Origin of the sequence: Acidovorax temperans (genome assembly GCF_028596105.1) — a bacterium.
Lineage (GTDB): Bacteria > Pseudomonadota > Gammaproteobacteria > Burkholderiales > Burkholderiaceae_C > Acidovorax > Acidovorax temperans.
In genome coordinates, this window is the sequence record NZ_CP117194.1 from 33545 (window position 1) to 52563 (window position 19019).

The 19019-nt window shown below is 57.6% G+C and carries 18 protein-coding genes and 5 pseudogenes; 4 read left to right on the top strand and 19 right to left on the bottom strand.

Features of this window, described 5'->3' with window-relative positions; genetic code table 11:
* Positions 1-236: 236 nt before the first annotated feature.
* From PQV96_RS21285 to tnpA, 3 genes and pseudogenes are all read right to left on the bottom strand, one after another.
* A pseudogene (locus tag PQV96_RS21285) lies at positions 237-1327 on the bottom strand (IS5 family transposase).
* 107 nt (positions 1328-1434) lie between these two features.
* On the bottom strand, positions 1435-2499 hold the full coding sequence (locus tag PQV96_RS21290; RefSeq protein ID WP_273625367.1) for a tyrosine-type recombinase/integrase: 1065 nt from the start codon (positions 2497-2499) through the stop codon (positions 1435-1437).
* 695 nt (positions 2500-3194) lie between these two features.
* A complete protein-coding gene (gene tnpA / locus PQV96_RS21295) occupies positions 3195-3608 on the bottom strand; it encodes an IS200/IS605 family transposase (protein WP_142085862.1) in 414 nt (137 codons plus the stop codon).
* Positions 3609-3630: 22 nt separating this feature from the next.
* On the opposite strand from tnpA, the gene PQV96_RS21300 reads away from it, so the two are divergent.
* Complete coding sequence (locus tag PQV96_RS21300; protein ID WP_273625368.1) at positions 3631-4719, top strand: RNA-guided endonuclease InsQ/TnpB family protein; 1089 nt, start codon at positions 3631-3633, stop codon at positions 4717-4719.
* 62 nt (positions 4720-4781) lie between these two features.
* Here the strand turns inward: PQV96_RS21300 and PQV96_RS22370 are convergent.
* The 15 genes and pseudogenes from PQV96_RS22370 to PQV96_RS21370 all read right to left on the bottom strand — a co-directional run.
* A pseudogene (locus PQV96_RS22370) lies at positions 4782-5192 on the bottom strand (ATP-binding protein); the annotation flags it as partial.
* A 139-nt stretch (positions 5193-5331) separates the two neighbouring features.
* Complete coding sequence (locus PQV96_RS21305) at positions 5332-6027, bottom strand: hypothetical protein (protein ID WP_273625369.1); 696 nt, start codon at positions 6025-6027, stop codon at positions 5332-5334.
* 35 nt (positions 6028-6062) lie between these two features.
* Positions 6063-6380, bottom strand: a complete 318-nt coding sequence (locus PQV96_RS21310; RefSeq protein ID WP_273625370.1) for a hypothetical protein — start codon at positions 6378-6380, stop codon at positions 6063-6065.
* A 22-nt stretch (positions 6381-6402) separates the two neighbouring features.
* Positions 6403-7002, bottom strand: coding sequence for a hypothetical protein (locus tag PQV96_RS21315; RefSeq protein WP_066695294.1), 600 nt, complete (start codon positions 7000-7002; stop codon positions 6403-6405).
* Between the two features lie 15 nt (positions 7003-7017).
* Positions 7018-7173, bottom strand: coding sequence for a hypothetical protein (locus PQV96_RS21320; RefSeq protein ID WP_156445112.1), 156 nt, complete (start codon positions 7171-7173; stop codon positions 7018-7020).
* A 123-nt stretch (positions 7174-7296) separates the two neighbouring features.
* A complete protein-coding gene (locus PQV96_RS21325; protein WP_066786278.1) occupies positions 7297-7551 on the bottom strand; it encodes a hypothetical protein in 255 nt (84 codons plus the stop codon).
* Positions 7552-7560: 9 nt separating this feature from the next.
* Positions 7561-7854 carry a hypothetical protein gene (locus PQV96_RS21330; RefSeq protein ID WP_156445191.1) on the bottom strand — a complete coding sequence of 98 codons (294 nt, stop codon included), beginning with the start codon at positions 7852-7854 and terminating at the stop codon, positions 7561-7563.
* 6 nt (positions 7855-7860) lie between these two features.
* On the bottom strand, positions 7861-8265 hold the full coding sequence (locus PQV96_RS21335; RefSeq protein WP_066695287.1) for a type II toxin-antitoxin system VapC family toxin: 405 nt from the start codon (positions 8263-8265) through the stop codon (positions 7861-7863).
* Between the two features lie 8 nt (positions 8266-8273).
* Entirely contained in the window at positions 8274-8456 is a 183-nt protein-coding gene (locus PQV96_RS21340; protein ID WP_066695288.1) for an AbrB/MazE/SpoVT family DNA-binding domain-containing protein, read from the bottom strand.
* A 119-nt stretch (positions 8457-8575) separates the two neighbouring features.
* The gene (locus tag PQV96_RS21345) at positions 8576-8728 is read right to left on the bottom strand and encodes a hypothetical protein (protein ID WP_170207438.1); all 153 of its coding nucleotides are present in this window, start codon (positions 8726-8728) and stop codon (positions 8576-8578) included.
* Positions 8729-8795: 67 nt separating this feature from the next.
* A complete protein-coding gene (locus tag PQV96_RS21350; protein WP_003049909.1) occupies positions 8796-9191 on the bottom strand; it encodes a PIN domain-containing protein in 396 nt (131 codons plus the stop codon).
* Positions 9188-9430: an AbrB/MazE/SpoVT family DNA-binding domain-containing protein gene (locus tag PQV96_RS21355; RefSeq protein ID WP_066695292.1), complete on the bottom strand. Its 243-nt coding sequence runs from the start codon at positions 9428-9430 to the stop codon at positions 9188-9190. The genes PQV96_RS21350 and PQV96_RS21355 overlap by 4 nt, the downstream gene beginning before the upstream one ends.
* A gap of 772 nt (positions 9431-10202) precedes the next feature.
* Positions 10203-11513 (bottom strand): annotated as a pseudogene (gene istA / locus PQV96_RS21360) (IS21 family transposase); the annotation flags it as partial.
* Positions 11514-11601: 88 nt separating this feature from the next.
* Complete coding sequence (gene istA / locus PQV96_RS21365) at positions 11602-13110, bottom strand: IS21 family transposase (RefSeq protein WP_273625371.1); 1509 nt, start codon at positions 13108-13110, stop codon at positions 11602-11604.
* Positions 13111-13210: 100 nt separating this feature from the next.
* Positions 13211-13423 (bottom strand): hypothetical protein, encoded by a 213-nt coding sequence (locus tag PQV96_RS21370; RefSeq protein WP_273625372.1) that lies wholly within the window; start codon positions 13421-13423, stop codon positions 13211-13213.
* A 2545-nt stretch (positions 13424-15968) separates the two neighbouring features.
* Between PQV96_RS21370 and PQV96_RS21375 the strand changes: the two genes are divergently transcribed.
* The gene (locus PQV96_RS21375; RefSeq protein WP_273625373.1) at positions 15969-16433 is read left to right on the top strand and encodes a ParM/StbA family protein; all 465 of its coding nucleotides are present in this window, start codon (positions 15969-15971) and stop codon (positions 16431-16433) included.
* Positions 16434-16447: 14 nt separating this feature from the next.
* Positions 16448-16570 (top strand): annotated as a pseudogene (locus PQV96_RS21380) (IS5/IS1182 family transposase); the annotation flags it as partial.
* Between the two features lie 197 nt (positions 16571-16767).
* Here PQV96_RS21380 and PQV96_RS21385 read toward each other — a convergent pair.
* Positions 16768-18099, bottom strand: a complete 1332-nt coding sequence (locus PQV96_RS21385; protein ID WP_273625374.1) for an IS1380 family transposase — start codon at positions 18097-18099, stop codon at positions 16768-16770.
* A 96-nt stretch (positions 18100-18195) separates the two neighbouring features.
* On the opposite strand from PQV96_RS21385, the pseudogene PQV96_RS21390 reads away from it, so the two are divergent.
* Positions 18196-19011 (top strand): annotated as a pseudogene (locus tag PQV96_RS21390) (IS5-like element ISAav2 family transposase); the annotation flags it as partial.
* Between the last annotated feature and the right edge of the window lie 8 nt (positions 19012-19019).

Sequence of the window (19019 nt, forward strand, 5' to 3'; positions counted from 1 at the left end):
TGGCCAGAGTGTAGCTATCCGGGGTGAGAGCGGGAGCTACAAGAAACGACGAAAAGAGGAAAGCTAAATGATCGAGTGCAGCTTAACAGGCCGTTGAAAAAGTGGGCATCGAACGCATCAGGGACGCTGTTTTCGAAGAAACGAGTGGCCCAGACGCGTCTGCGCAGCGATTGCACCGGCCAATCTGGCCTGTTTGCAGGCCATCTCGCCCATTTCGGGCGCACGTATCCCCGGGCTCACGCATGATGCGCGTCCCACCAGCCGCCGATGCTGCCCATGCGCTACCCCAGTTGTAGGTGGCAAAGCACAGCAGCGCCTGACCCGTGAGCTTGGCCTGACCGATGAGCTTGGTCTTGGCCAGACCACCCACGGTCTTGATCCAGCCAAAGGCCTCCTCAATGCGCTTGCGCACCTTCTGACTGGTCTTGTAGCCCTCGTGTCGGGTGATCCGGGCATCCACCGCCGAGTGCTTGTCCTTGGCCGCCACGTGCGGCGTGACCTTGAGCTTTCGGCAGCCCTTGATGAAGGCCTTGCTGTCGTAGCCCTTGTCGGCCCCGACCGTAGCCCGCTTGTTCTTGTTGTCCCGGCGCCCAAGCATCGCGAGCGCTGCCTCGCGCTCGGCGGTGCCGCGGGCATGGGTGATCTGCACGTCCACGATCAGACCGTTGCGGTTTTCCATCAGGATGTGGCCCATGTGGCACAGGCGAGCCTTGTCGCCCGCGCTCTTCTTGAACAGCCGGGCATCGGGGTCCGTGGTACTGGCGTGGGTGTCGTTGCAGCGCTGCTGTCCTTTGAAGTCCACCTCGGGATTGCGCCCCTCAGTCGGGGTTTGGTCGTCGTCCCGGCGCTTGAAACTTTTGTGCGAGGCCCAGGCCTCGATCAGCGTGCCGTCCACGCTGAAGTGTTCGTCGCTGGTCAACTTCGCCCAATCGGCGGTGTGCTTGACCCGCTCGAAGAAGGCGCGGGCCAAGTCTTCGTTGAAGAGCCGCTCGCGGTTGGCGCTGAAGGTGGAGTGGTCCCAGACCTTGTCCTCGATGTTCAGGCCCACGAACCAGCGGTACAGCAGGTTGTAGTTGACCGCTTCGACCAACTGGCGCTCGCTGCGGATGGAGAACAGGATCTGCAGCAGCAGGGCCTTGAGCAGCATCTCCGGCGGCACCGAGGGGCGGCCCCGGCGGGCGTACACCGCGTCGAACTCGCGGTTCATCGTCGCCAGCAGCGCATCGACCACGGCGCGCAGTTTGCGCAGCGGGTGTGTCGCCGGTACCCGCTCTTCAAGGCTGATGTAGCTGAACATCGCCCCCTGGAAGTCTTGGTTGCCTCTCATCGTCCTCGTCCGCGTCGTTCGCCGATCGTTTCAGATCATACTGGCCGAGGCCAGCGTCGGCGGGGGATTTTTTCAACGGCCTGTTAAAGAACCCAGCCAAGTAATTCCTACGCTCGCAGCAGCGGCCGAACTTCAGGTTCCACCGGCTCATCATCCTTGCGCTTGGTGGCTCCCGCCAGTTTCAGCCGTGGGCCCTCGGGCAAGTGCTCACGAAGGTGGAGCAAGCCTTTGGCGTTTTTCAGGCCCGCGCGCAATACCACCTCGTCCTGGTGAACGCCTTCGCGCAGCAGCCGCACCAGCAAGGTGTTGCGCACAATCTGTGGCCCCAGACGCAGTGGCGGGGCTTCACCAACAGAGGCGCAGGCCTTCAGCAAAAAGGACCGCACCAGGTTCAAAAGCTGCTCGTCGGTGAGCACCTTTCCTGTTTTGCCAGAAAACAGGATCTCGCTGGCAGCGTGCACAGGCGATGTTGCCTTGACCCGCAGCCACTCCACGATGCCCAGGCGGGTGTGCTCGGAGATCAGCAGCTCTCGCACGCGGGTGTAGCTTTCGCCATCCACCTTGATGGAGGCATCTTGTTGACCAGCCTTGTCCACGAACGCATGCACCAGCAGCCCGCGCAGCTCAGCCGGGGTGAGCCCCAGCTCGAACAGTACACGCAGCAAAGCGCGGTTGCGCACCGCGATCTCACGCTGGGCGATTTCGGGGTCAATCGGCTCATCCAGCATTTGGATGCAGCGATCCCACACGCGAGGCGAAAGAATCGCGCCCAGCGGGTTTTCAATCGGGGGCTTGTCCCTGTCGGCCACAGAGCTGACGGGATTTTCTGGGATGACGCCTTTATCAACGGCGTGGTCATAAACGCGCACCAGGACGCGCCAATAACGGCGCTTGGTGATTGCGCTGACTACTTCTCCAGTTTTTCTGCTGCGTATTCCAGATTGGATAAAGGTCACGACAAAAGGAGGCGTCACATCGGCCCAGTGAACAGGCGGTTCACTGCCCTGCCCTCGTTCGCCATCCAGAAAACGCTTCCAAGTGCTCCAGATATACCGATACGCATCAGCGTCTTCTTCCGAAATGGGACGACGGTCAGAAACCGCGCAGTGGCGCAGCCATTGCTCGAAAATTTCATCAGCGCTGAGGTTGGAAATACTGGTCATGGCGGGCACCTGTGAGACCAGATTTTAAGTTCTCCAGCTGCAAATATCAAATCACTACCAAGAAAAACGAATTTCCGCAGTCATTGGTGTTATTTTTTGCATATAAAACAACACTCTAAGGCCTATGTGTGTACAGCCGACCTCCTTCCTGGTGACATTCTTGTTTTACCCTGAGGCGGGCGATATGTAATCCAAATTAAGGCACCAGTGAAAAATGCCGCAAAGGATGCCTAGCAGAAAGGCTTCGCAGTGTGTCCATAAGAGCGGCGGCACCATATTAACCTGTCTTGGTGTTTAGCCCCCATCGCATTGCATTGGTAAACCCTTGCCCTGACGCTGGTTTTAGGAAGGTAGTACATGAATTTGGGTGGTGACAGTGTGGCTCTAATAATGGTCGCGATTATGTAATCCAATCCTAAACAAATAGCACAGGCGAAAAAAAACCCGGCCACCGCATGAGCAGTGATCGGGGTTTCGGTGCGATTAATTCGCTAAAAGCCATGCAAGATGGCTTGGCCAGTTAAAACAATAGCGCTTGGTTCTCATAACGAACAGAGCACTTTGCTTTAACTTCCTCAGGGGTACGTTGACCAAATGCGCGGCAAGCCTCGTCCAAGTCAGTTAGCTGCGCAGCAGCTTGGAGGCGAAGCCGCCTGATTTGGGCGGGGAAGGATAGCGCTGCCCGCGCAAGCGGGCATAGGCATTCAATGGGGTGTTTGCTGTTGCTCGATGTACCTGCGGATCACGTCAATGGGCGCACCACCACACGAGGATGCAAAGTAGGAAGGCGACCACAGCATATTCTTCCAGTACCTGTTGGCAATGTCCGGGCGCTCTTTGCGTAGCAGGCGGCTAGAGACGCCCTTGAGGCTGTTCACGAGATTGGACACGGCCACCTTCGGTGGGTAGTTCACCAGCAGATGAACATGATCGTCCTCGCCGTCCATCTCCACCAACTCGGCCTCAAAGTCTTTGCACACGCTGGCGAAATGCAAGCGCAGCCTCTGGATCGCGTCAGCGTCAAAGACATGCCTGCGGTATTTGGTCACAAAGACCAAATGAACGTGCATCATAAAAACGCAGTGCCTGCCTGATCTAAGTTCTTGATTATTTGCCATAGGCCAAGTATATTTTTCTGCGATGGAATCCACCAAGACCCTCAAGCTGCGCATCAAGGACAAGCACGCCCGCGTGCTGTCTGCGATGGCACGCGAGGTCAATCAGGTGTGGAACCACATCAACGCTATTTCAGCTAAGGCAGCACGACCTTTCCACGGCAAACCCCAATTTCTCTCAGGCTACGACCTGCAAAAGTTCACGGCGGGATTCAGCAAATGCGACGACGTGAGCGTGGGCAGCGGCACCGTGCAACTGGTGTGCGTGGAGTACGCCACGCGGCGCAAGCAGTTCAAGAAGACCCGCTTGAACTGGCGGGTGAGCAACCCCAAATCGGCCAAGTATTCGCTGGGCTGGATTCCGTTCAAAGGTGGGCACGCCAAATACAAGGCTGGGCAGATTCACTTTGCTGGCCAGAAACTCAGCCTCTGGGACAGCTACGGCCTGGCCGATTACGAATTGCGTGCCGGTTCCTTCAGCGAAGACAGCCGGGGACGCTGGTATTTGAACGTGGTGGTCAAGGTGTCAACCAAGGCCAGCACCGCGACGGCCAGCGTGGGCATCGACCTGGGCCTCAAGGAAGCGGCTGTGGCCTCGGACGCCCAGCGCATCCAGGGGCGCTTTTATCGCAAGCTCGAAGCCCGTTTGGGTATCGCCCAGCGGGCAGGCAAGAAATGCCGGGTCAAGGCCATCCACGCCAAGATCAAGAATCAGCGCAAGGACATGCTGCACAAGTTCAGTACCGCCATGGTCAAGGACTATGGAGCGATCTTTGTCGGCGATGTGGCCAGCGCCAAGCTGGTCAAAACCAAGATGGCCAAGAGTACGCTGGATGCGGGCTGGGCCAGCTTAAAGACGATGTTGGAATACAAGAGCCATCAGGCCGGTGTCGTCTTCGAGGTAGTCAACGAAAACTACACCACCCAGACTTGTTCGTGCTGCGGGGTCATACCCGCCAGCAGTCCGAAAGGTAGAGCAGGTTTGCGAATAAGAGAATGGGTTTGCAGCGGATGCGGCGCGGTACACGACCGCGATGTGAATGCAGCCAGGAACATTCTCGCGGCGGGGCATCGCCGTCTGGCAGCAGGAATCACCGTCTCTTCAGGGCGGTGAGGATGGCTCTTGCTCTCCTCATCGGTGATGAAGAGGCCATCTCGTACAAACAGCGACTGATCCCAGCCACAGTTGAAGATCCGGTAAAACGGAGATCTTGAATCAGACGGCTCACGGCGCATGACAGCCAAACGCAGCTCGCTCTCGTCTCCGCGCTGATATTCAAAGGCGATTGCGCTGCTTTCTTCGGGCAGGATGAAAGGCACCATTCCTCCCCGATTGGAGTCATCACCTACAAGACGGTTTGGCGAGAAGCCGAAGAACAGCGGCAGCAACCTGAGGGTCATGGTCTTGCCAACACCGTTGGGCCCCGTCACCAATGCGCCGCCGCGAGGATCTACCACCGTAATGCGATTACTGGGCAGGGCTTTGTTCGTTCCTGCGTTGATCAAGAACATTCGACGCAACTGGTACTTGCTTGTGGTGACGTTATCCATTCGGTAGTCCATAAAAAAACCCGCATGAGCGGGCATTTTGATTATTAAAATGATCGCCCAGATCTACTCAGCCATTGTGACAAGGGCTGGAAGAGCGAACACCCTCGAAAAACAATCGAAAGGTTGATTTTTCATCAAAGCCACAACAAATAAATCATCTTCACCACTTTTGCCATCAGAATTTCTGGGACTCTGAGGCACGCTGATCTCGTTTTGAATCCAGCTCGGCCTGGAGGTCTTCATTGTCTGTAATCAAGACATGAGACTCATCCAAGCGACCTAATCTCTCATACATATAAATGGAAGTGTTCTTACCCTTCCAAGCCACTTCTGTCGCATTAAATTCGCCACCATTTTTTGCCTTAAAGACATGGGTTTGGCTGGACGTTGGGGCTCCATAGCGATCTTTGAACACATTCAAGAGTGTCGAAAAATCAGACTGATCCAACTCCATGGTGAAGGATGTGACTAGCCCAGCTTTGAAATTGAGATAGACCTTGTAAGTAAAACCAAGGTTTGGCAAATTAAACAGCTTGAACTTTCCGCTATCCCCGCGTTGATATTGATATGTTATATCCTGAGTATCGATACATACCCCGTCCATACTCTTGAGAGCCTCAAAGTCCATCATAACCATCTTGGAATTCTGACTGATGTACGTTGTGGGGCAATTTTGGACGGTCAGTGGCTTCTTTAATTCAATGCCTAAGAAGGAGCTTGGCTCCTTGACCCACCCCTTTTCTGCCGCTTGTGTTTGCGCAGGAGAGCGAGAAGGAGCCTTTTTCGGAAGTGCTTGCGCGAATACACCCGTCGAGACCAGTGCAGTGGCTACAAAGGCGAATTTGATAGATGAGTTGAAATGAAAATTCATCTTTCCCTACGAGAACGTTTATTTATTAGTTTAAATTAGTAAGTTTCAATAAATTGAACACTAGCACTGTCACTTAGCTCAATTTTCTGCAAGCGCGCAAGCAGCAAATTCATCCAGTTGTCATCGGACGCAGCCTTTTGTCCAACATATTCATTTCCCTGGCAGAATGTTTCGAAGCGCACTCGCATATCAGGCTGAGCTATTTGGAAACCCACGGGAGACAGATCATCGGTCAAGAGATCCAGTCGAACATCTCCCTTCGCATCGATCCAAAGCACATGGTGACCAGCTTCATCATCAGCCGCCTGGAAAACCTCTTTCAGGCCCTGCAAAGATAGATTGTTAAGATTCACAGATGAACTCCATTACTTTCCTTTACATCGAGTGCCCAACAATCGGCTCTACTGCAAACCCCATGAAAACCTTGGGGACATCCTTGAGGGGGTAGCCAGACTTCACAAAGATTCGATCTGCACCAACGAGCACCTTGAACAAAGGGGTCTTCTGCGTGTGATTGGGGCCTGCCGACGCACCCAGAATCGCCTCCAGTTCGCGGGCTGCAATCTGCAGCTCGGGCTTGTTTGTCATTTGACCCTGGCCTTTGGAATCGGCCACCTCGGCGCGAAGTCCTTCGATCTGCACCAGTGCCGCGAAGGCCCTCTCGCTGGTTTCTGGGCACGCATAAGCGATCATGAACGAGTTGACCAAGCTGCGCAGCAATCCCGCCGTGTCATGGTTTTTCATCACCGACATGACTGCAAATTGATCAAGCCTCTCGGCTGGGGTTTGCATAAAACGGTCAATGCCCATGCCCTTTGCAATTTCCGCAAAAGCAAGCGTCAAAAACTCTTCACGCTGTGCAGGGGTCATTCGTTGCTGAGTGTGCGGATGCACAAGCTCCAGACGGAACTGATGCGCCATTGCCAAATCCACATGCGGCTTGATCAGTGTTTGAATTGTGGTGGCCTGTTCCATCTTGATCTTTCCTCGTTATGCGGCCTGGGCCGCAGCTTGCCGCTCAGCGTAAGCCAGGAAATCGTCCATCAGCAGTTGCCCGCAGCAATGGCCTTCCCAGACGTTCCAAGCGTAATAGCTCGACGCCACCCACCGCTCGCCTTCGTAGGCAGTCAGGCGGCGGCGTCCCATACGGCCACCTTCAGCCTCGCACACGACGCGAAGAGTGGTTGGCTTGTGAGGTGGTGTCGCCCTTGGGTAGAACGTGCTCGGACTTCTTTGAAACAACAGCCATATCTCTTATTCCTTCGTGCTTCAGGCAGTTGCTACGGAGAATGTGGCTGCTGGGTAAGCACCCAAGGCATCGTCAATTCGGGAGATTTCTGCGGCTATCGACTGGACTTCTTCCTTGTATGCCGGGTCGCTCCCAAAAGCCTCTTGCAGACCCAAAAGCTCACTGCGCTGGTAATTCAACCTCCGAACGACGAATTCGTCTTCGTTCTGTAGCCCGTCCACCTTCTTCTGAGCGGCAACGCGCAGTAGCCCTTCAAGACTTTTCTGTGTAAGCATGGATTCCTTTCAGTCGTAGCTGGGACAGTATCCGAGCGGTACATCATCACCAGTGACCAGGAGTAGTTCAGATTCTGAGTGATGCTTTGCTTTTGGCCGATTCATGTCAGCGAATGCGGTGAAAACTGGCGCTCCGAACGGAATGCGCTTCACGGCCACCAATCCAGTCTTCTTAGCAATCGTGCTTGTTGCCTCTTCGAGCGCCGCAGCACGCACCTCCAAAGGCAGCTCGCCAATGGTCAAAGCCTGGCGGCTGTATTCAAGGCCGTGCCCATCGAGAGCTAGGTATTCAGGGCGTTGCATGCTTTCCTATTTAGTCCAGTTCTCGACTTGCAGGCCCTTCACGCGCCCGAAGTCCTTCACATTGTTCGTGACGATGACGGCTCCCATGGCGCGCGCATGTGCCGCAATCATGAGATCAGCAGCGCCGAGCTGCGCGCCTCGTTTTTTTAGATCGGCACGAATCTCGGCGTAGTGTTTCGCCGCCTCTTGAGGCCAGTCCAGAACAGCCAAGTGCAAAGCCAAACTATCGAGAACGGCTTGATTCTGTTTGCGCTTAGCGACGGCGGAAGCCTGCACGCCATAGGTCAGTTCGGCGAACGTCACAGCTGACATCACCTGTTGCTGTAGAGGCACCGACTGAACCTTAACCGCCAGCGTCTGGGACTCACCTCGCATGAGGAAGATGCACGTATCCGTGTCCAGCATGAACATTGGTGAACTCAAAACGAGCGCTCCTGAATGGGCATACGTTCGATATCCGCCATGAAGTCAGTGGAAGCCTTCATGCCAGAAGCGAAAAAACCCGACCAGTCGCTGGGGCGCGGCGTCAAAACGACGCTCTCACCATCTCGGCGGATGAACACCTCGCGCACAGACTCAGGAAACCGGTATTCGAGCGGCATCGTGACCGTCTGCGAACGGTTGTTCCAACCGACGCGAGCAGTCGGCCTATGAGTGGATGTGTGATTTACTGCCATGTATTGCAGTATATGGCAGTGCTTGCCATATAGCAAGCCATATATCAGATGGCATCTGCAAACATGGCTTGGAGCTTTGCGCTGCATACGTCCACTTGAGCCATGGCCAGCAGAACGGCCGGTGCAATCATCGCGATGATGAGTGCCACGTGCACACCGTAGGCCTGCAGGGCTATCGTCGGGCGAAACATCAGCACGAGGCCGATGAAGATGAGCGCAAACGCTTTGAGCGTCCAGCCTGACAGTGTTCTTTCCTTCTATTCTTTAAGCAATCAAAGTCATGCCTGCGTGCTTAGATGCTTTGATATCAAACGTCATCGTCTCGGCACAGCCTGCCCCAGAAGCCGAGCGCTCAATCAGACAGTCGGCAAAATCTGCACCGCCCTCTCCAAACACTCGCAGAGCACGCATCACCTGATCGGCACGCTCAACCAGCAACTGTTTGGTTCGCAACATCACCTCCAACGCTTGCGCTACCTGCTGTCCAGTTAGCTCGTAGCAAGATGTCAGCACCCAATACAGCTCAACAACTGAGACCATGGTGATGTAGCCCGGTCTGTCGGCATCCAGGGACTCAATCAGCTTGGTCGCCTTTGCTGACTGTTTGGGATCGTCCTGCATGATGTAGCGCACAAGGACGTTCGTATCTAAGCCGATCATCGGGCAGCAGCTCCGCGCTGCGCAATGGCCGCATTCATGGATTCAATGGCCACGGCCTGCTTTGCCACTCCAAACATCCCCTTCAGCGCAGTAACCTCGCTGGTAGCGGCAACGAATTCGTAACGACCTGGCGCGATCTGCACAAATTCCACGCGGTCGCCCGCATCAACCTTGAGGTCATGGCGTACTTCGGCAGGAATGGTGATCTGGCCCTTGGATGTGAGAGTGGCAGTAGACATGATTTTGAATCCTTTGCCTTACTATAAAGTAAGGCACCCTGATTCGTCAAGTGCGCCTCTTCTAAATGAGCTTTGCTATAGCGCATTTGCAAACATATCCTCCAGTGTGGCCAGGTCCACATCCACGTAGCGCTGCGAGCAATCGATACTGGCGTGCCCAAGGAGCTGGGCCACAGTCTCCATGTCGCCCGTGGTGGGGTCATCTCGGTTTTTTGGGAATCGTCGACAAAATTCCAAAACGACCCGAAACCTGCAGGCCGGGTTCAACCTACCTCCAGTGACAACTGAAGTGGATCGGCGTCGTCATCGTGGTGCTCTGCGATTCACAACTGACCAGTTGGTCAATCGGACTCGTCGGGCGCCTGCGACCGTGCCCGTATAGTGGCTCGCAATCCAGTCTTTGGAGGCGCGATGGCGAGCTATCGGTACAAGTTCCTCGGCAAGCAACAGCTTCCCTCAAAGATGACGGAGGCAGAGGCGATCGAGCACTGCAGGCTCAGCGACGAGCAACTCGCAGCGATCCCCATCGTCAGCCGCGTCGATGACGATGGCAACGCTAAGCGCGGGCGGCCGCCTCTAGATTTGCGCCTGGGCTACGCCCTCCAGCTCATGTTTCTTGGACTGACTGGCAGGTTGGCCGGCGTGACGGACAGCTTTCCGGCCAACATGGTCAAGGTGCTGGCCAACCAATTGGGGACGGATGCCACGGCCATCGCGACCATCAAGTCGATCTACCGTGGCAAGGCCGGTCCCCAGGCCGAAGGTTCCGTCGAACGCCGGTTGCGCGAGCAGCGCACACCCGACCCTCGATGGCAAAGAGCAGCTCACACAGCCGTTTGGCGTGCTCACCGATCTCGCCAGCCTGACGCAGGATCAGACGGGTCTCGCGCGAAGGATTGAATACCCGCTCCTCCATGGGCAGCACCACCGTGCCGGGCCGCTCGGCCTTGGCGTGGGTGCGCAGCAAGGCGCCGGTTTGCAGATCGCGGATCTCGATGCGCTGGGCATAGATGCGCACCAGCACCTTGGAGCCGATGTTCGCCGGGCGAGCGGCGTAGCTGCTGTGATCCACCCGCACGCAGCTGTCGTCGCAGACGGTGCGCACCGCCTCCTCGAAATACTGCATGCCCAGGAGCGGCAGAGGTTTGAGGTGGCTGCGCTCCTCCTCGAACATGGCCTGCACCTGGCGCCGCTCGGTGCCGTGGATGCGCTTGGCTGCCCAGCTCTTCTCCCAGTGCGCCAGGAACTCGTTCTGGGCCTCGATGGACTCAAAGCGCCGGCCCTTCAAGGCCGTGGCCTGGGTGTGGCCAATGGCATGCTCCACCGTGCCCTTGCGGTTGGGGTCTCGCACCCGCGCCGGGTCGGCCACCACGCCATAGTGCGCCAGGGTGGCGGCGTAGACTTTGTTGAGTTCGGGCTCGTACAGGTCGGGCTTGAAGACGCCTTCCTTCAGATTGTCCAGAACCACGTACTGCGGGCAGCCACCGAATTACCGCAGAGCCTGCTCGTGCAACTCGGCCCAGATTTGCTGGCTGGACTTCCAGACCACGCAGCGGAAACTGGCGCGCGAGTAGCGCAGCGTGGCCACGAACAGGCGGGGCTTGCGGTACCGCTCGCTGCCCGGCACGCGGGTGGGCGCGCCCTCGCCGTAGTCCACCTGCATCTCCTCCCCAGGCAGAAAGGACAGGCGGTCGAACTGCTCGGGCTCCTTGTGGCGCAGCTTTGCACAGAAGCGTTTGACCGAGTTGTACTGACCAGTAAATCCGTGCTGGTCGACCAGGTCCTGGAAGATGGCCATGGCGTTGCGCTTCAGACGCAACTGGGCTTCGATGAACTCGCGCCAGGGTTCGCACAGGGAGGTGGCCACCGGCACAGCAGCCGGTGGCCAGGGTGGGGGAATTTGCTGGGCCGAGCCGGTGGCCACCCCGGGGGAATTTGACTGCAGTTGCTCCAGCCAGCGTTGGTGATAGCTCCTGACCGTCTTGCGGTCGATGCCCGTGATGCGGGCGATCTCGCGTTGCGATGTATTGCGCTCCAGCAGTGTCTCTATGGTGGCGCGTTGGTTGGACTTCAAGACATTCACTCCTTGGCCTTCCCTCGAGGAAGACCGGATCAATGTCCTGCCAACAGGTGCCGACGGCGCCGGCGTTTAACCCCTATCCCCGATCAGTTCAGGTGGGGGAGTTTGAGGTGGCCATAGGCGGGGGAATTTGGGTGGCCATCGGGGCCTTCAACAGTGTGGCCGCCGTGGGCGGTATCGGCTGCGCGTTGAGCCGGTTCAGCACGTTGACCACATGCTCCACGCTGACCTTGCCCGGTGGACCGCTCTCCAGTGCCAGCTCGATGGCCACCAGCACCGCGTCCAGACCGGCGCTGAGCACAATGGCCAGCACCTGCGCCATCACCCGGTCGCCACCCGGGTTGCGCAGCAGCCCTCGGCGCAGCCGCTGCAGGACCTCGGGCATGTCGGCAAAGGGCGCGCCGTTCCTCAGGGCACCGGGCTTCCTCTGCAGCAGCGGGATGTAGTGCTGCCAGTCGTACCGGGTCTCGCCCGCGTTGCTCAGCCGCTCGTGGCGCGCCACGATGGTGTCGTCGGCCACGATGGCCACGCTGCCCGGGTACAGCCGTGTGCTGACCATCTGCCCCACCCGTTCGCACGGCACGCAATATCGGTTGCGCGCCACCGACACCAGGCAGGTGCTGGAGACCCGCGCGGGTTTCTCGACGTAGCCATCGAAGGGCACCGGCATGGGCATGAGGTGCGCGCGCTCGTGTTCGAGCATCTCGGCCACGCTGAACTGGGTGTGCTCGGGATGGCGCACCTCGTCCCACAACGCGCGGCAGCGCTGGCCCAGCCAGGCGTTGAGTTCGGTGAAGCTGCCGAACTTGATCCGGGTCGCGTCGATCCAGATGCGTCGGCGGCTGTCCTGCACGTTCTTCTCCACTACCCCTTTCTCCCAGCCGCTGGCTACGTTGCAGAAGTCGGCATCGAATAGGTAATGTGCGCACATCACGGCAAAGCGTGCGTTGACGATGCGGCCCTTGCCACCTTGTCCGCCTTTGCCGCGCGGGACCTTGTCCACGGCCGTCTTCATGTTGTCGTAAATACCCCGGCGAGCCACGCCACCGAGCGCCGCAAAGGAACGGGTGTGGGCGTCAAACAGCATCTCGTGACCCTGGCTGGGGTAGGCCACCAGCCAGAATGCGCGGCTGGCGCACAGCTTCATGTGCGACACCTGCATGCGGTGGTAGATACCGCCCACCACCAAGCCCTCTTCGCTCCAGTCGAACTGGAACGCCTCGCCCATCTCGAACTTCAGTGGCACGAACGCCCGGGCGTCCTTGCCAGCGTCGACGCGCCAGGCCCGGATAAAGTCCGTGACGCGGGTGTACCCACCCTCATATCCGCTGGTCTTGATTTGCGCAAACAAGGCGCGTGCCGTGCGACGGTTCTGCTTGGGTCGATGCGCATCGGCCTTGAGCGACTGCTCCAGTTCGGCCACATACGCATTGAGCTTGTTGAAGCCCGCCGTGCGGCTGTAGACGGGCTCCTTCACCTCCTCTGGCTTCCTCAGCCAGCTTCGCACCGTGTTGCGCGATAGGCCCGTGCGCTTGGCTATCTCATGCAACGACACCTTGTCGCGCATGTACATCCGTCGAATTCTTCCCAACATTTCCATGGTGATCACCTTGCATTTTCCCTGCCCAATATTTAGGCAAGGCAAGTAAAACACCTGGGTCAGTTTTGAAGCGGCACATGCCCTCTAAGTGGGTCAGTTTTCAGTCGGCGGCAACATCTGAGCGGGCTTTTCCGCAGAAAATGCGCATGGGATTGGTGCGCGCGATATTGCCTTCATCATCCATCCGCAGATAGGCTGCTTTGTAGCCTTCGGTGGACATGCCGGTGAGGACGGCATCTGCCAGCTGTGCGTGCTTGCCGCCGAGCAGGCGATGTTTGAACGAGACCTGAAATAGGGTCGAGGTTCCGCGCATTATCTTTCTCCTGTTTTCACAAGGCCCCTGTAATCCGAGGTGCGATGTTCAACAAATTACTTTCTGTTGAATGCGCTCAGTTTATTGCGGACGCCCTTTCTGTCAACAGCCCTTGTCGCATGTTCTCCAGCATTATTTGGCCGAGAAAGTTTCGGCGCAAACGTTTTATCTGGAATAACTGAAAACGACGGCACTTACCCTGTGCACATGCGAATGCGTCAGATACCGCGAGAAATAAGTTAATCGGAAAAACCGGCCACAAACCGCCGAGGATGTTGGCCGCGAACATGACAACGCGAACCTGCTCTGAATCTCTGGATATGCCCCGCCGCTGGTCCGTGGAAGTTGGCCCGCGCATTTCCGAGGAAATTCTTCCTGCCAAACTCTTTCCTGATTCGCTGCCGACTCATGGAAGCGAAACGTCCGTGAATTCGGATAGGAATAGGCGTCAGGAAAACTTGAAGGGTTCGGCGTGTTTGGAGCGGCTGGTCGCACGCACTGAGGCCCATGCGATAAGGGGGCGCCTATCACCATAGGCCGGAACACAAATGGCTTTTGGCCGACCATGGCCGCGATACCGACCGCCGCAGTGGAGCCGCGAGAACATCAAAAGTCCCCAATGCCCCAAAAAACCAAAGCCGCGTGGCCGAGAGCCGTGAACACGCAGCGAAAGCCCGCGCACGGGGACTATCCCGGAATATCGCGCTGATTCTCTGGAAAGCCGTCCCTGCAAGCCTATTCACATTGGAATGACCCGATATGCCCGAGCCTGTAAAGGTGCACCGCCTCATTGCGTGGCCAGCATTTCCGAGCCCAATGCCCATGGAAATACCTGCACGAGCCAATCCCGTGCATCGCCACGCAATACCAGGCGCAATCCACCTGCGAATGTCCGCATTAACGGAGCACCCGGCGAATCTTGCGCCACAAGCCGGGATTCCGAGATCCCACCCAACAATTACCCCAGCAATTACCCCAGCGAGCAGCCAAACAAGCAACCCGCGCGCACTCACCCCGCCCTATTCCAGGGCAACCAGCCTGAATCACCGATCCGATCCAGCTGAAATCCTTCCCAACTCAGATCAAGGTAGCCAACCTCAATCCATCCGATATCCAGTTCCGTCTTTGGAATACTTTTAGTGAAGTCTCCCGGTGCAATGTGTGAAAAGAACGGAACACACAATGCAGCTCCCCCGCGTGGACGGTGAGGAACACAAGCAATCAACACCCGGTTTGATCCGTACATCATTGGTACGAAATCAACACGGTAAAAACTTGTGCCCAGTCACCCGCTATGGGTCACCAAGGTAAACGCAACAAGGCGTCGTCCAAGGCAGGCAGTGCCGTAAGTGGCAAACTGAGTTCGATCATCGGTCGAACCTCTTCACTCTACTTTCTACGGAACCCAGGCGATGGGCGCCGCACGCGTTTCAATATCCGGCATCAGACATCCCGCTCTTCATCTGCTCACCTCAACTACACAGTGACCCATATTGGAATTTCTTCCGGGTATGTGCACGAGGGCAGATGTGGCTTTGGAATGTCCAACACAACGAAGCAATCAAGCTTCCGGTATTGATCGGTACGTAGAGCTAGAACCTTTCCGAATAAACATCGGAGGGATTCACTACTTCAGTCAGTTGGAACTAACAGTGGCTGGGGAACTTCCCCAGCATCGAGACCCAGACGGGCCTTCTTTGGTTTGCTTCGACCATCCCACTGTGCGCAGGATCTGAAGCTGGTTTGAACGCCGCGAGCGGCAACTTTGAAGGTTGGGCATGAAGCCCAGGAACAACCCGAGGGCCGTTGCTGGTGGATTCTGACATGAAAAGTATCAAAAGTCACTTTTTTGCAGGCTGATTTTTCTCCAAAAACCCGCCGAAAACCGTTTGGAATTCGTGTTTCGCCCCGAAACCCGCATGGGGGCTGGCTTGGCACAATGGTTCTCCTTGGGTGAGAACGTTTTGTGCGGGGGCAAAAAGGGGGGGCGACCGGCCCTTGGTGATGGGTCTGAACGGGAGGACGCGTGGTGCTCTGGGTTGTGCTGGACCCTATCCGCGACCTCTTGGGCTTACGACGTGGGGGCCTGGAGAGAGCCGAAGCCTGCGGCGATGGGCTGGTGGCAGGTCCGGCATCTGTTCATCGTGCGCGGCAGATTTTGTGATGCCGGCGAAGGCCGGGGCACATCCTTATTGGGTTGCCTGCCGCGACGCATCGCCGCCCAGTGGCCTTGAAGAGGCCAGTCAATGACATGCGTTCCAGCTGTCGTTGAGGGGCCGTGTCGCAAAGGGCCCGTGTCTGGCTTGCGACTGGCCTCTCATTGCCCGTTGCATCATGCGTGCGCAACCAGTTCGTTTGCTGCGTGGCAATGGGTGGCCTCGCATGCGCCAATCTCAGGCCAGTACGGCGATTAATGTCGCCCTTCTTTGCAATTTTAATTGGGCATCCGACCGTATCAGTGCCTTGGGGAGATTCGTTTTTACCCACGAATCGGGGATGATTCTGCTCGTTCCCAAATCTTACTCATTCAGATATGGCCAATTCCATGTTTCAAATTCCCGTCGTAGCTCTCGATATTGGTTATTTCTCTGTCAAAGGTGCATCTCGCCGCGAGAAAAACGACACGATCAAGGCATTCCAATTCCCCAGCCAGTGCTCGCATGTGACTGCGGTTCACAAAACATCTATTGGAATGGCCGCACTTTCTGGCGCGAATGTCACAGTCAATGGTGCGGAGTATTTCGTAGGTCAAGACGTTGTGCTCCAAACCAGTGCCCGTCAAACCCGAGCCATCACAGAAAATTACGCGGACTCGCCCGAATACAAGGCCCTCTTCTTGGGTGGCCTCTATTATTTTCTGCGCGATTATGCGAACGAGCTGCGCGGTAAGACCGAAGTGGAAATTCGCCGCTTGGTTGCTGGTCTGCCGATGAACACGCTGGCAACACATGAGGCCAAGGTCAGGGAGTTATTTGAGGGGCGTTGTTGCACAAATGCCGGTCGCAGCTGATGTAGGCTCGGGAGATGAGAGAGACGAGCTGGGGTCGGGTTAAGTACCGCACAACGAACTGGAAGGCTTACAACGCAGCGTTGAAGGCGCGAGGTGAGCTGACCATTTGGCTCGATAGGGATATGCAGTGGCTAGCCCGGATATTTCACGCATGTAGGCAACGGCCTGCGCAGCGGGGCATCGCGGCGCGGATTTGAGCGAGCAAGGCCACGATGTTGGCCGCAGCCATGGGTGTGATGGTTGGCATGCGCAATGCGGTCGCACTGACCCCCACCCCGGCTTGGGTTGCGGGCCGTTTTTGTTTCATCGCGCCGGCCAGGCGCTGCTGGTGTGTTCAGGGTGAGCGCAGCTGGCTCATGGCGTGCGCGAAGGTCTGCGCACTGGGCCAGTTGGAGGCCAGGTACAGGCGGATGCGCCGCGTGTTGCGCGTCACCACTGCCGCCACCTTGAGCAGCTTCATGCGCAGCGTGTCGATCTGCGCCGTGGCCAGCTCTGTGCCCTGCAACGCCAACGCGCGCAGCCTCTCTACCAGCACGTAGCCCAGCGCGGCCAGCAGCATGCGCAGTTGGTTGGAGCGCAGCACATGGCAGCTCGTGCGCGTGGCGAACAGCCCTACCTGCGCTTCCTTGATCCGGTTCTCCGCCTCGCCGCGCTGGCAGTACACGCCGTCGTACAGCGCCTGGGGATCACCGGCAAGGTTTGTCACGATGAAGCGCGGGTTGCAGCCTTGCGCGCCCCATTCAAGCCGCGTGATCACGCGCCGCTCGTGCGGCCAGCTCTGTGCGGCGTAGTCGAATTCATCGACCATGCGCTGTTTGGCCCCGCTGCGCTCGTATTCGTCTTTCATTGAGAGTTCGGCAAACGCCACGCGCGCCTGCAGCCGTGCATTGCGCGCCAGACCCACGATGTAGTGCACGCCGGCGCGCTCGCACCAGTTCAGGATGCGTTGGCGGCAGAACCCTGAGTCGGCCCGAAACACGATGCGCACCTGCGGCCAACTCTGGCGCAGTCGGCGCACCAGCAGCTTGAGGATAGCCCCAGCGTGCTGCGCCGCATCGATGTTGCTGGGCCGCAAGTAGGAGCACAGCAGTTGCTGGCCGCAGAACACGTACAGGGGCAGGTAGCAGTAGCTGTCGTAGTAACCATGGAAGAAGCGTGCCTCCTGCTGGCCGTGCAACGGGTTGTCGGTGGCATCAAAGTCCAGCACCAACTCTTCGGGCGCGCTCTCGAAGCTGGCGATGAACTGCTTGACCAACACCTCGTGCAGCCGCCACGCCGTGGCACGGTCGGCCCATTTCTCCAGTCGGCAAAGCGTAGGCGCGCTGGCAATCTCGTGGTCCACGCCAACAGCCGTCTGCACAGCCACGTCACAGCGCAGAGCACCGTGGTCGTTGAGGTCTTCCCAGCCCAGCGCCAGGCCGTACACCCGCTGGCGCAACATGTCGCGCACGTCGTGCGTGATCAGTAGCGGATTGCGCGGATCGGCGATGCAGCGCGCCGCCGCATCCATCAAGCCCAGCTTGCGATCGACCTGGCCAAGCAGCATCACGCCACCATCGCTGGTCATGCTGCCGCCGTCAAAACACCCCTGCACCACGCGCCGGCCCAACCGGCCAAAGTCCATGCTCCCAACGTCAATTTCTTCGGTACAGTTTGGCTTCGGCATTGCCCGCTCGTTGATCAAGATTCGACACCTGGATTTTCGGGCACACAAGGGCAATGCCGTCCTCGTTTGTGGCTCTACTACGGTGAAATATCCGGGCTAGCTCAGCCCACGGGCAAGCGTGGTCGTTGCCAAAAATTCTCAGATGCGGCCATTCAGTTTTGCCTGACCATCAAGTGCTTGTTTGGCCAGCCCTTGCGCCAGACACTGGGCCTGGTTGAGTCGCTATTGGGTATGGCAGGCCTGGATTGGCCAGTGCCCGACTACAGCACGGTGTGTCGCAGGCAAAAGAGCTTGGATGTGCAGGTGCGCTACCGTGCAAGTGACAAAGGCTTGCACATGCTGGCCGACTCCACGGGCATCAAGTTCTTGGGCGAAGGTGAGTGGAAAACCAAAAAGCACGGCGCACAGCGGCGCCGCCAGTGGCGCAAGGTGCATCTGGGTATTGATGCCCAGACACTGCAGATTCGGGCCATCGCAGTAACAACCAATGAAGTGGGCGACTCGCCCATGGCAGCAGACCTGCTAGGTCAAATTCCAAGCAATGAAGAGATAGCTAGCTTTACCGGTGATGGGGCGTACGACACGCAGGATGTACATAAGGCGTGCTACCTGCGGGGAGCCATTCCAATCATCCCGCCGCGCAAAGGAGCGAAGCTGCGCAAAGGGCTGGCATTTGCTCACCGCAATGAAGCGGTCAAGGCGTGTAGGCAGTTGGGGCGGGCTATCTGGAAACGCTGGAGCGGCTACCACCGAAGGTCACTGGTGGAGACCAAGATGAATTGCTTCAAGCGCCTGGGCGAGAAGGTCATGGCCAGGACGTTTGAGCGCCAGGTGACCGAGCTGCACATCCGAGCTTCAATCCTCAATCAATTTACCGCTCTGGGCACGCCCCAGACGGTCGCTGCTGCGTAAATCTATTT